Annotated in this window: 14 protein-coding genes and 1 tRNA gene; all 15 read left to right on the top strand. The window is 63.6% G+C overall.

The annotated features are described in order from the left end of the window. The first annotated feature begins 319 nt into the window (after positions 1–319). Positions 320–1,324 carry an ABC transporter substrate-binding protein gene (locus tag GDJ97_RS05180; RefSeq protein ID WP_152070208.1) on the top strand — a complete coding sequence of 335 codons (1,005 nt, stop codon included), beginning with the start codon at positions 320–322 and terminating at the stop codon, positions 1,322–1,324. A 163-nt stretch (positions 1,325–1,487) separates the two neighbouring features. Then, complete coding sequence (gene hpf, locus GDJ97_RS05185) at positions 1,488–2,075, top strand: ribosome hibernation-promoting factor, HPF/YfiA family (protein WP_152070210.1); 588 nt, start codon at positions 1,488–1,490, stop codon at positions 2,073–2,075. 74 nt (positions 2,076–2,149) lie between these two features. Continuing rightward, positions 2,150–3,106, top strand: a complete 957-nt coding sequence (locus tag GDJ97_RS05190; protein ID WP_152070212.1) for a DegV family protein — start codon at positions 2,150–2,152, stop codon at positions 3,104–3,106. Positions 3,107–3,161: 55 nt separating this feature from the next. After that, positions 3,162–4,145: an NAD(P)-dependent oxidoreductase gene (locus tag GDJ97_RS05195; protein ID WP_152070213.1), complete on the top strand. Its 984-nt coding sequence runs from the start codon at positions 3,162–3,164 to the stop codon at positions 4,143–4,145. A gap of 5 nt (positions 4,146–4,150) precedes the next feature. Then, a complete protein-coding gene (locus GDJ97_RS05200) occupies positions 4,151–4,567 on the top strand; it encodes a hypothetical protein (protein ID WP_152070215.1) in 417 nt (138 codons plus the stop codon). A 2-nt stretch (positions 4,568–4,569) separates the two neighbouring features. Continuing rightward, the gene (locus GDJ97_RS05205) at positions 4,570–5,265 is read left to right on the top strand and encodes a hypothetical protein (RefSeq protein WP_152070217.1); all 696 of its coding nucleotides are present in this window, start codon (positions 4,570–4,572) and stop codon (positions 5,263–5,265) included. A gap of 10 nt (positions 5,266–5,275) precedes the next feature. Further along, positions 5,276–6,370, top strand: a complete 1,095-nt coding sequence (locus GDJ97_RS05210) for an isocitrate/isopropylmalate dehydrogenase family protein (protein WP_152070219.1) — start codon at positions 5,276–5,278, stop codon at positions 6,368–6,370. 346 nt (positions 6,371–6,716) lie between these two features. After that, a complete protein-coding gene (locus tag GDJ97_RS05215; RefSeq protein WP_152070221.1) occupies positions 6,717–7,850 on the top strand; it encodes a hypothetical protein in 1,134 nt (377 codons plus the stop codon). 69 nt (positions 7,851–7,919) lie between these two features. Beyond that, positions 7,920–7,995 (top strand) — tRNA-Thr (locus tag GDJ97_RS05220). 448 nt (positions 7,996–8,443) lie between these two features. Then, on the top strand, positions 8,444–8,884 hold the full coding sequence (locus GDJ97_RS05225; protein ID WP_152070223.1) for a PTS sugar transporter subunit IIA: 441 nt from the start codon (positions 8,444–8,446) through the stop codon (positions 8,882–8,884). Next, positions 8,884–9,165: a preprotein translocase subunit YajC gene (yajC, locus tag GDJ97_RS05230; protein ID WP_152070226.1), complete on the top strand. Its 282-nt coding sequence runs from the start codon at positions 8,884–8,886 to the stop codon at positions 9,163–9,165. Before GDJ97_RS05225 ends, yajC begins: the two co-directional genes overlap by 1 nt. A 93-nt stretch (positions 9,166–9,258) precedes the next feature. Then, positions 9,259–9,741: a PTS N-acetylgalactosamine transporter subunit IIB gene (agaV, locus tag GDJ97_RS05235; RefSeq protein ID WP_152070228.1), complete on the top strand. Its 483-nt coding sequence runs from the start codon at positions 9,259–9,261 to the stop codon at positions 9,739–9,741. An 87-nt stretch (positions 9,742–9,828) separates the two neighbouring features. Next, positions 9,829–10,626 carry a PTS sugar transporter subunit IIC gene (locus GDJ97_RS05240; RefSeq protein WP_152070229.1) on the top strand — a complete coding sequence of 266 codons (798 nt, stop codon included), beginning with the start codon at positions 9,829–9,831 and terminating at the stop codon, positions 10,624–10,626. Beyond that, complete coding sequence (locus GDJ97_RS05245) at positions 10,616–11,716, top strand: PTS system mannose/fructose/sorbose family transporter subunit IID (RefSeq protein WP_152070231.1); 1,101 nt, start codon at positions 10,616–10,618, stop codon at positions 11,714–11,716. Before GDJ97_RS05240 ends, GDJ97_RS05245 begins: the two co-directional genes overlap by 11 nt. 175 nt (positions 11,717–11,891) lie before the next feature. Continuing rightward, positions 11,892–12,620 carry a GntR family transcriptional regulator gene (locus tag GDJ97_RS05250; protein WP_152070234.1) on the top strand — a complete coding sequence of 243 codons (729 nt, stop codon included), beginning with the start codon at positions 11,892–11,894 and terminating at the stop codon, positions 12,618–12,620. Positions 12,621–12,702: the final 82 nt, after the last annotated feature.

Below are 12,702 nucleotides of genomic sequence, written 5' to 3' on the forward strand. Positions count from 1 at the left end.
CCGTGTTCCTTCCAGGCTGTGGTTGCGGACGGCGTGCCTTGCGTGAGCGGGCTCTCGTCCAAGTCCAGGACAGACGCGGTCAAAGGGATCCACGTAAGCGGTGGCGTGCGCGCCGTCGCGATCATGGCGCGTCCTAGAAGTCAGTCGCACCGTCCGACACCTTCGGGGGCACAGGGCCCCTGCGGACGAGCGGGCTAGTCGTGGTGCCGCCGCAGCGGCAGAAGCAAACGTCCCGGTGCGCAAGTGTGGGGTCAAAGACCAGGTCAGCTGGGGGAACAAACCGGTGGAGAAGAACCGGCCGGGGAAGGTAGGATCAACCATGAAGAAGGCAATCTCCGCATCCGCCCGCCTCCGGGCGCTTGCGGTCGCGCTGTTGCTGGCCGTTTCGCTGAGCGGCTGCTCGCTGCTCACGCCGTCCCGCGCGGACGTTTCCCCCGAGCAAACCCTCGTCAAGCTCACCACGCCGACCATCAAGACCAAGGGCGTGCTTACGGTGGGCTACACCAACGAGGACGCGCCGCAGGTCTGCACCGATGCGAACGGTAACCTCACCGGCTATGCCGTGGACGTGGCCCGTGCCATCGCCAAGAGCCAGGGCTTGAGCGTCACGTTCGTGAGCGGTGCGAGTGCCGACGACCTCTCTGAGGTCGACCTTATGCTGGGTGCCACGACGGACGACTCCTCGGGCACCGTCTCGGTGGCGGGCAACTACCTGGAAGACGCCCCGGCGCTCTTCACCAAGGCCTCTGCCGACGGATCCGCGCCGGGCAGCCTGAGCGTCCAGGACCTTTCGAGCGCGACCATCGCCGTGCAGGATAAATCTCAGACGCAGGACGTGCTTGCCAAGTGCGGCATCAGCGCCCAGCAGAAGACCTACTCCGACGTGAACTCCTGCCTGGACGCTCTCGCCAAGGGCGAGGTCCAGTACGCCGCCTGCGACGCCACGGCTGGTGCCTACCTGGCCCGCGCGCACGCCGACATCGTCTTTGCGGGGGCCTTCGATTCCACCACCACCTACGGCCTCGCGATGAAGACCACGAACGCCGAGCTCGTGAAGGCCATCGGCGACGCGCTCAGCCAGATGACGGTGGACGGCACGCTGGACGCCATCCACCAGGCCTGGTACGGCTCGCTCCCCATGAGCCTCTCCGATGCGACCGTCTCGGGTATCACCACGTCGGCCGAGCGCAAGCAGGCGGAGGAAGCGGCCAAGCCGCAGACCGCCACCGACGCTGCGGGGGCCTCCTCGGACGGTGCGTCTGCGGACGGTACCTCCACGTCGAGCACGGATTCCTCCGCATCCACCACGGATGCCGCCGCGTAGCCGCGGGGCGCATAATTCGACGGATCGATTGTCAAGGCGCAATCGGTAAGCGGGCGATTCCACGAATGGGGTCGCCCGTTCGCGTATTTGGGTACAACACGGATACCGGCCGCCCGTTGACGAGCGGTCGAGGGAATGTACCCGGAGAGTAAGGAGCGGCCTCATGGATATCAAGGTCTCTGGACGCAAGACAACCGTTACCGACGCCCTGCGCAACCACGTAGACGAGAAGATTGGGAACGCTTGCACTGTCTTCGATATCGAGCCGATGACCGTTGATGTGGTGCTTCGCTACGAGAAGAACCCCTCCAACCCGACGCCCGCCATCGTGGAGGCCACGGTGCGCGCCCGCGGCTCGGTGATTCGCGTGGCCGAGCACGGGGCCGATATGTACGCCGCCATTGACGCCGCGGCCGAGAAGGTCACGCGTCAGCTGCGCAAGTTCAAGACCAAGGTGGTCGACAACCGTCAGCAGGGTGCCAGCGCCGCGGACGTGGTGCCGGTGGAGCGCGTGGACGACCTGGCCGACCTGCTTATTCCCGAGGATGAGGAAGACGATCTGCTCGTGCGCGAGAAGGTCATCGACATCACCCCGATGACCGAGGAGCAGGCACTCGTGCAGACCGATCTGCTGGGCCACGACTTCTATGTGTTCGAGAACAGCACGACCGGTCTCATCAATGTGGTGTATCACCGTAAGAATGGTGGATACGGCATCATCAAGCCCAAGATAGAGGATCTGGAAGGGTAAACTGGACCATCAGCATGACTTGGATGGCGGCCATCCCGTGCGGGACGGCCGCCTTTTTGGTTGAGAGGGTTTTCATGAGCGTGAAGAACACGTCCACCGGCCATGGGGACCGTTGCCGCATCGTGATCGATACCTGCGCCGACCTCACCCCCGAGATTGCCGCCACGCTCGACGTGGACATCCTGGGTTTCCCCTACATTCTGGACGGCCGGGAGTACACGGACGACATCTGGACGTCCATCACGCCCAAGGAGTTCTACGACAAACTGCGGGCCGGTTCCAAGGCCTCGACCTCGGCGGTCTCGCTCGGCCGTTATCTGGAGTTCTTCACCCAGTGCGCCGAGGAGGGTACGCCCACGGTGTACCTCTGCTTTACGAGCGCGCTTTCCAGCAGTTACGACGCTGCGTGCTCGGCGGCCGAGGAGGTGCGCCGCACGCATCCCGACTTCGAGCTTTACGTGGTGGACAACGCCCTGCCCTGCTCGTGCGGCGAGCTGCTGGCCATGGAGGCCGTGCGCCAGCGCGCAGCGGGCCTCACGGCGGCGCAGCTCGCGGAGTGGGCCAACGAGGCCAAGTACTACGTGCACGGCTACTTCACCCTGGACAGCCTGGACGCCCTGGCGGCGGGTGGGCGCATTCCCCCGGCGGCGGCCCAGCTCTCGGCAAAGCTCGACGTCAAGCCCTCGCTCTCCTTCGACCTGGCCGGCTCGCTCACGCTCACGGGCGTGAACCGGGGCCGCAAGAAGGCGCTGAAGTCGCTCGTGAAGTCGTTCCACGACAACTACGTGCTCGATCCGAGCATGCCCATTGCCGTCGTCTCGTCGGATGCCGAAAAGGACGCCGATTGGCTGGAGGGCACCATTCGCAAGGAGGAGGGCTGCGGCGAGCTCACCATCCTGCGCGGGTCCGTGGGGCCCACGATCGGCGCGCACGTGGGCGCCGGCATGGTGGCGGTGATCTTCTGGGGCCGCAACCGCGCCGAGAAGATCAGCCTGTCCGACCGTATCGCCAAGAAGGTTCGCGGCGTCTAGGGGCCTAGGGCCGCATAGCGTGTTCCCGGCGCGTTGCCCGGGGCGAGGAGTTGAGATGACAGATTCGAAACCGTCCGTAGCGTTCATCGGCACCGGCATCATGGGCGCGCCCATAGCCGGTCATATCCTGGACGCTGGCTATCCGCTCACGGTGTACAACCGTACCAAGGCCAAGGCAGACGACCTGGTTGCCCGCGGGGCCGCGTGGGCGGCGTCTCCCGCCGAGGCCGCGGCCGGCGCGGACGTGGTCTTCACCATGGTGGGGTACCCCGAGGACGTGGAGGAGCTCTACCTGGCAAAGGACGGCCTGCTCGCTTCCTCAAAGCCCGGGGCAACGCTCATCGACCTCACGACCAGCTCGCCGGACCTCGCCCGTGATATCTCCAAGCTCGCCGAGGTCTCCGAGCGCCATGCCTTCGACTGCCCGGTCACGGGCGGCGAGCCCGGCGCGGTGGCGGGAACCCTTACGCTGATCTGCGGCGCCACCGAGGAGCAGGTGGAGCCTCTGCGACCGCTGCTCGAGACCTTCGGCGCGCAGATCTTCTGCTTTGGAGAGGCCGGCCGGGGGCAGGCGGCCAAGCTCTGCAACCAGGTGGCGCTTGCCTCGTCCATGGTCGGCATGGCCGACACGCTGGCGCTTGCAGAGCAGAGCGGCTTGGATGTGGACCTCACGCTCAAGATGATCCAGGACGGCACCGGCCGCACGGGGGCGCTCGAGTCGCTGGCGCCCAAGGCGCTCGCCGGGGACTACCAGCCGGCTTTTATGGTGGAGCACTTCCTGAAGGACATTCGCCTGGCGCTCTCGCTCGCCGAGGAGGAGGGCGGCCTTGCCCTGCCCGGCGCCGACACGGCGCTCTCGCTCTACGAGACGCTCGGTGCCATCGGCGGCGGCCGGATGGGCACGCAGGCCATCACGCTGCTGTACGCCGACGAGGCCACGGCCGCAGCGCAGGGGCTTGACTGGTCGCGCGTCCACCCGGGCGGGGACGACGCAGACGGCGTCACCGCCGCTTCGGCGCCCGAGCGGCCGGAGGCGTAAGCGCCATGGCCTTCATCATTCTCTTCATCCTGCTCTTTGCCTTCAGCACGTTCGTCGGCTTTCAGGTGGGAACGCCCTTGGGCGAGCGCGCCCAGACCACGGCGGATTACTGGAAGATGAACGCCGGGGCGATCGTCGCGGCGGTGCTGCTCACGCTGGTGTGTTCGAGTATGCCGCTTCTGTGGGCCGCCATCATCGGCATGCTCGCGGGCGCGATCGCGGGAATGAAGATGTCGTTCGGAGAGTCCGTGGGTCCGTGGAAGGCCCACGACGAGTTTTTCAATGTCAACAAGGAGCATCGTCGTGCCGCAGAGGAGGGGGCGGGGGAGCGTCGCCGTGCCGCCAAGCGCGCGGGCAAGGACGCCCCCGAGCTCATCTCAACGGTGGGCGACGCGAACGATGCGGATGAGAACGTGAGGTAGATATGGCAGAGATGAACGAGCACGAGCTCACGGACGAGGAGCGTCAGCAGCTGGAGCTGGTTACCGGTAATCCCGAGATGCTGGCTGGTATCGTCGGGGACCTTTCGGGCGCGAGCCGCCGCAAGCGTCAGACGGCGGCGCACGTGGTCGCCATCGTGGCGGAGTATCGGCCCGAGGCGCTCGACGCCCACGTGCCCGAGCTGCTGGATGCGCTCGCCCGGCCCGAGGCGCAGACGCGCTGGGAGATCCTGAACGCGCTCGCGATGCTCGTTTCCACGCATGCTAAGGAGATCGGCTCCGTCTACGAGGACGCCGAGGACGCGCTCTTCGACGAGGATTCCGCAACGCTGCGCTTGGCGGCGTTCCGCCTGCTGGCCGTGTGGGGCGGCACCGAGCGCCGTCGCTCCGAGAAGGTGTGGCCGATTCTCGAGGAAGCCATCCGCTGCTATCACGGCGACCTTGAGTATCGCGATATGCTCGGCTACCTGTACGAGTTCGCCGCGGGCAAGATCGATGGCAAGGTGGCCGCCGAGTTGGCCGGACGCCTGGCGTTCGACGCCGAGAGCGGTAAGGGCGCCTATATCCGTGCGCGCTCGTCCGAGATCTACGAGATGCTCGTCAAGCGCTTCAAGCTCGAGAAGCCCAAGCCGCGCGCACGCGTGACCAAGGAAGACGACGATACCAACGACGAGGAGTAGGGGGCCGATTATGGCACACGAGGTCGTACTCATTCCGGGTGATGGCATTGGACCCGAGATCACGGATGCCATGCGCCGCGTGGTGGAGGCCACGGGCGTGGAGATCGCCTGGCAGGTGGTGGATGCCGGCGCGGGCGTGATGGACGAGTATGGCACGCCGCTGCCCGAGCATGTGCTCGATGCCGTGGCAAAGACCAAGGTCGCCATCAAGGGTCCCATCACCACGCCGGTTGGTACCGGTTTCCGCAGCGTCAACGTGGCGCTTCGCAAGCACTTCGACCTGTATGCCTGCGTGCGCCCGTGCCTCTCCATGCCGGGCGACGGTTCGCGCTACCGCGACATCGACCTCGTGATCGTGCGCGAGAACACCGAGGACCTGTACGCCGGCATCGAGTTCGCCGAGGGCGCGCCCGAGGTCTCCGAGCTGGCTCAGCTGGTGGAGCGCTCCGGCCAGAAGCCGTTCCGCGCGGACTCCGCCATCAGCGTCAAGCCCATCAGCATCTCCGGCTCTCGCCGCATCGTGGAGTACGCGTTCGAGTACGCCCGCCGCTGCGGTCGCAAGCGGGTGACCGCGGTGCACAAGGCGAACATCATGAAGGAGACCGACGGCCTCTTCCTGCGCGTGGCGCGCGAGGTGGCCGAGCGCTACCCCGACATCGAGTTCAACGACAAGATCGTGGACGCCACCTGCATGGGGCTCGTGCAAGACCCCTACCAGTTCGACGTGCTCGTGCTGCCCAATCTGTACGGCGATATCGTCTCCGACCTGGGTGCCGGCTTGGTGGGCGGCCTCGGCATGGCGCCGGGTGCCAACATCGGGCATGACGTGGCGATCTTCGAGGCCACGCACGGCTCTGCGCCGGACATTGCTGGCAAGGATATTGCCAACCCGACCGCCGAGATCCTCTCCGCGTGCATGATGCTCGACCATCTGGGCGAGCACGCGGCGGCCGAGCGCATCCGCGCGGCCGTGCGCGCCACATTGGCTGCAGGCGAGTCCGTGACGGTCGACGTGCGCCGCGCCCAGACCGGCAGCACGGAGGGCGCCGTCGGAACGCGCACCTTTGCCGACGCCGTGATCGCCGCCTTGGGGAACGGGGCGTAAATCAGGGGGATAGCGTAGGGGTTTCGTTTGGGCCGAGGAAAACCTGCCGATACCGTAGGGCTTTTTCGCTGCCGACGAAGTAGTGAGCATATGGCAATATCGCCGACCTGCGGTTTTGGTACCGCGAGGGCGTCCGCTCCTGAGGAGGCCAGCGAAAACCCCTACAGCATCGCGTTGGTTTGAGCGCAAAGCCGTAAAGCCTTACGGTATCCGCCGGTTTTGCCCTCTTGGCCCTGCCGTCACGGTTCATGAGGCCGGGCGGACGGCGCAAGAAAGGTTTAAGTGCAGTCATTCGTTTGCCGGGGGTATGCTAGACCGGCTATGGATACAAAGAGAAAGGTTCCCCATGGGTTTTATCCAGAAGAAGGATAAGAAGGACGAGATAGACGGTATTCAGGTCATCGGCCGCGGCGAGGGGCCTGACGGGGTGGAGGAGAATTCCGTGGAGCTCGTTGCTGGCGAGTCCGCCGAGCATATCGCTGCAGGTACAACGGCTGCCCAAGCAGAGGCCGAGGAACAGGCTCGCATGGTCGCCGACGCCGACGACGAGGCCCTGAAGGAGGGCATCGAGGACGCCGACGAAGATGACGAGGACGACATCGAGGAAGAAAGCGACCAAGAGGAGGAGGGTCCCGTGGCCAACGCAAAGCTTCCGCGCCGGCACGCGCTCTATATCATCGCCGCGATCGCCTGCGTGGTGATCGCAGGCATCGCCGGGTACTTCTTCGGGCACGGCGGCTTCGGCGCGAAGGGCACCGGTTCCGCCACGATCTCCGAGGACCAGCTGGATACGCCTATCGCCAGCTATGCCTACAACGGAAAGACCTACGATGTGACGGCGCGTGAGGTCATCGAGGCGCAGTACAGCTTGGACAAAGCCAAGAACAGCGACGGCAAGTACGCGGTGCCCTCGTCCGAGACCGTCATCTCGTACGTGCGCAACCAGCTGCTGCTGAAGGAGGCCGAGGGGCGCGGCATCAGCGTCTCGAGCAAGGAGCGTAAGGCGTACGCCAAGAACTCCATCGGCACCGACGACTACTCCGAGATGGCCAGCAGCTACGGTGTGACCGAGGACCAGGCCAAGCAGATCGTCAAGGAGAACGCAATCGTCAGCAAGCTCTACCAGCAGGTGGTGGGCGAGGACGCACCCACCGCTCCCACGGCGCCCACGCAGCCCGCGGATGGCAACACCGAGACGGCTTCCAAGGAGTATGCGGACTACATCATCAACCTTGCAGGGGATGAGTGGGACAGCTCCAAGGGCACCTGGGCTTCCGAGGATGGCCCCTACGCCCAGGCGTTGAAGGACCAGAGCTTCACGGCCGATTCCGCCACGTACGCCCAGGCGCAGATGGCCTACTACGTGGCCTACCAGCAGTACTCCAAGTCCGCCCAGTCCGTCCAGTCCAAGTGGAGCGATTTTGCCAACGGGCTCTACGGCAAGGCCAACCTGCAGATCTGGGGCCTGTACGTAGGCTAAAAAACGGACTTGCGCAGACGGCGGTTTCCACGTACTATTAACAGCCGTCGATGCGAGTCGACCAGGAGCGCCAGTTTAGCTCAGTTGGTAGAGCACCGCTCTCGTAAAGCGGGGGTCATCAGTTCAAGTCTGATAACTGGCTCCATTGCATCAGAGGAACCAGAGGCACACAGTCTCTGGTTCTTTTTTTTGACCGCAACGGACCCGTGCACCCTCTACCGCGTGCCGCCTGAGCGGCGAGTGTCTGGCACGTAGGTTCCGGAAACGGATCGGAAATCTATCAGAATTGATACCACCTCGACATTCAACACAAATTATCAAGCTCGAAACCGAACGGAAAACCGGGCCATTCGAGTGCGGTCGGCCAAATGGATGAAAAGGGGCCTTCCGAGGTGACAAACGCATAGAAAAGAGAAATATACAGGTAAAAGTCAAGGATGATGTTGAACGGTAGGTATTTCACCTTGAACGGTAAGAAATCGATTTCCATACGCCGTCAAATTGACCCCATCGGGAAAGCTGATACCATGTTCACAGCTTATCACGTGGTTACTACCAGTTGCGAAGTGGTCGCAACCGAAAGGGGAGCAGCGATGATCGGATTCATTCTTACAGGTCACGGTGACTTCTCGGTGGGCCTCAAGAGCGCCATCGATATGGTCGCGGGAGACCAGCCGGAGTTCGAGATCGTTCCCTTCGAGGGCAGTCAGGCCGCAACCTACGGCGATACCCTTCGCGATGCCATCTCCGCCATGCGCACCGAGTGCGATGGCGTGCTCGTGTTCGTTGACCTGCTGGGCGGCACGCCGTTCAACCAGGCCATGATGATCGCCAACGACATCGAGAACGTCGAGGTCGTCACCGGCACCAACCTGCCGATGCTCATCGAGCTGCTGCTTACCCGCAGCGGCGCCGCCGGCCTCGAGGACCTGGCCGCCCAGGCCGTGGCCGTGGGCCAGACCGGCATCGTGCACAAGTCCATCGCCTCCATCGGCGTCGCGCAGGCTGCCGACGACGATGAGGACGGCATCTAATGAGCGGCTTCTGGGGCAATGTGCTCGCTTCCTCGGTGGCGCTGCTCATCCTCTTCGCCATCATGGGCGTCGTGTACCTCCTCTACACGCGGAGCGGCATGAAGAAGAAGGCCAGCTACTTCGAGAAGATTCACACCGAACTGGCACCCGGACACGAGGTCATGTTCGGCGGCGGGATCTTCGGCACGGTCAAGAGCGTCGATGGTGACGTCGTCCAGGTGAAGGTCCGCTCCGGTGCGGTCATGGACGTCTCGCGCTACGCGATCCAAGAGATCAAGTAGTCCCTCTCCCGACGCACGAAAGGCACTACGGGGATGCGCGATGCAGCCCCTCAAGCGATATCGGCAGTGCAGCATCTGAAAGGAATGGTTGAAATGGCAGAGCCCAACATCCTCCTCACGCGTATCGACGCCCGTCTGATCCACGGCCAGGTTGCCACCCAGTGGAACTCCACCCTGGGTTCCAACCTCATCCTCGTGGCGAATGACGACGTAGCCAACAACACCATGCGTCAGAACCTCATGAAGATGGCCGCCCCCGCGGGCGTGGCCACGCGCTTCTTCTCGCTGCAGAAGACCATCGACATCATCGGCAAGGCTTCGCCGAAGCAGAAGATTTTCATCGTGTGCGACTGCCCCGAAGATGTGCTGACACTCGCCAAGGGCGGTGTGCCCATTAAAAAGGTCAACATCGGCAATATGCATATGTCCGAAGGGAAGCGGCAGGTGGCCACCTCGGTGGCCGTGGACGACGCCGATGTCGCCGCTTTCCGCGAGCTGCAGGAAATGGGGGTGGAGCTGGAGATTAGGCGTGTTCCGAGCACGCCGGTGGAGGACATTAACAAGCTCTTTGCCTAAGAGCGGTCCTCTGTTGCGCGCGGTTCCGAGACGCGCGCACGTATCTACACGTTGTCTTACGTACAACATTTGAAAGGAGGAGCAACGATGGAATTCAATTTTGTACAGGTCATCCTGGTCTTCATCGTCACGTTTATCGCGGCTATCGACCAGTTCGACTTCACGGAGTCCCTGTATCAGCCCATCGTAACCGGTCCGATCATCGGCGCCATCCTCGGCGACATGAACACCGGCCTCGTGGTCGGTGGTACCTACCAGCTCATGACGATCGGTAACATGCCGATTGGTGGCGCTCAGCCGCCTAACGCGGTCATCGGTGGCATTCTCGCCGCCGTCTTCGCGTGCTCGCTCGGCATGGAGCCGACGGCCGCCACGGCTGCCGCCATCCCGTTCGCCCTGCTGGGCCAGTACGGCGTCACCCTGTTCTTCACCCTTCGTGCCCCGCTCATGGAGTCCTTCCGCGACGCGGCCATCAAGGCTGATACCAAGCGCATCACCGTGCTGACGATCATCTCCGAGGTCATCCTCGGCCTGATCTTCGCCGTGATCGTGACCCTGTTCTTCGTTGCTGGCCAGGGCGTTGGCCAGGCTGTCGTCGACGCCATCCCCGCGTGGCTCAACACCGGCCTGTCCGCTGCTGGTGGCATGATGCGCTTCGTCGGCTTCGCTATCCTGCTGAAGATCATGATGAACCGCGACATGTGGGCCTTCTTCCTGCTCGGCTTCGCTCTCACGAACATCGTGGCCGCGATCCCCGATCTGTCGAGCCCCACGCTTCTGATCATGGCCCTCATCGGCTTTGGTATCGCCTTCTGGGACTTCCAGCAGCAGACCGAGCTCAAGGGCGCAATTGCTGATGGAGGTGACATGAGCGATGGCATCTAATGAGTTTGTCGTACCGGAGCAGTACGAGGATCTGACTCCCGCTCCGCAGGTCGATAAGAAGACGCTCAACCGCATGGTGTGGCGCTCTTACTGGCTCCAGTCTTCGTTCAACTACGAGACGATGCAGTCCGGTGGCTGGCTGTTCGCTATGGTCCCTGGCCTGGAGAAGGTCCACACCAACAAGAAGGACCTTGCCGCGTCCATGTACCACAACCTGGACTTCATCAACACGCACCCCTTCCTGGTCACGTTCGTCATGGGCATCGTTCTCTCCCTCGAGCAGAACAAGTTCGACACGCAGACCATCCGCTCCGTGCGTATTTCCGCCGCGTCGCCCCTGGGCGGCATCGGTGACGCCCTGTTCTGGCTGACGCTCGTGCCCATCACGGCCGGCATCACCTCCAACATGGCGATCGACGGCAACATCCTGGCGCCGTTCATCTTCCTGATCGTGTTCCACGCTGCGCTGTTCGCGTGCCGCTTTGGCCTCATGGGCTGGGCTTACAAGCTCGGCACCAGCGCCATCGACGCTCTGACGGCCAACATGCAGGCCTTCACCCGCGCCGCCGCCATCATGGGCTGCTTCGTCGTGGGCTGCCTGACGGTTGCCATGGGTGGTACGCAGATCAACCTTGAGATCCCCAACGGCTCCAGCCGCTCCATCGCCGCCACCACCGTCGTGGTGAGCAACAAGGAGGCCAAGAGCTACGAGGACCTCGAGGGCATCGACACCGAGAAGGCCGACGCTGGCACCATCGCCATCGCCGACAAGGACGGCAAGCCGCTGACCGCCGCCGACGCCGATGGCAACGCCGTCGAGACCGGTGTGAAGGACCTGGGCAATGGCCTGTCCTCCGTCACCTACGGTACCGTGACCGAGTCTCCCGTCACCTTCAAGGTGGCCGACACGCTGAACACGGTCATGCCGAAGCTCGTGCCGCTCTGCCTCGTCCTGCTGCTCTACTTCCTGTTCTCCAAGAAGAACTTCACCCCGATGATGGGCATCGTGCTCGTTCTGATCATCGGCATCGTGGGTGCCTTCCCGCTGAACGAGTGGTTCGGTATCAGCTGGTGGACGGGTCTGTGGTAAGACTCGCCTGAGTTCGGGCTTGCGCACCGCGCGGTCGCGCAAACCGCACGCTTGCACGGCAAGAGGGGCCGCGACGCTGGGATATTCCAGCGCGCGGCCCCTCTTTTCTCTCCACATGACCGATCGCGCGCCCGGTCCTGAGGGTATAGAGTACGGCGCGGAAGGAGTGGAAGCTATGGCCCTGGGTGCGAGAAGGCAGCCGCTGTACGATCAGCTGGTTGATATCCTCACCGAGAAGATCGAGCATGAGTACCGTCCGGGCTCGCTCATGCCGAGCGAGCGCGAGCTTTCCGAGCGCTACGGGCTCTCCCGTACCACGGTGCGCTTGGCGCTTCAGGAGCTTGAGCGCCTGGGCCTGGTGGTTCGCCAGCACGGCCGTGGCACCTTTGTGGCCGATCGCTCCGCTCAGACAACGAACCTCGCGCAGAACTACAGCTTCACCGAGCAGATGAAGTCGCTCGGACGCGTGCCTGAGACCACGGTGCTTGATTTCAGCGAGATCGAGGCCGACAAGAACATGGCCGAGAACATGGGCGTCCACATCGGCGAGCGCATCTTCAAGCTCAAGCGCCTGCGTTCCGCCGACGGCATGCCCCTTATGGTGGAGCGGACGTACCTGCCGGTACGGAATTTCCTCACGCTCAAGCGTCCGCACCTTGAGCACAAGTCGCTCTACGACGTGATCGAGAACGACTACCACGAGCGCATTCGTCTGGCGGAGGAGGAGTTCTACGCGAGCATCGCGCGCCCGACCGACGCGCACCTGCTCGATATCTCCGAAGGGGCGCCGGTGCTCGATCTGATTCGCACCACGTACAACATCAAGAACGAGATCGTTGAGTACACCCTTTCGGTGGCTCGTGCCGACCAGTTCAAGTACAAGGTGATTCACCGCCGCGATTAGATGCGTCTCCGCGTATCTAGACGGCGCCTCCGCCTGTCCACGCATATGCGCGCCCGACCGTTCAGCCGAAAGACCCGACCGT

Origin of the sequence: Collinsella sp. AK_207A, from assembly GCF_902501965.1 — a bacterium.
Classification (GTDB): domain Bacteria; phylum Actinomycetota; class Coriobacteriia; order Coriobacteriales; family Coriobacteriaceae; genus Collinsella.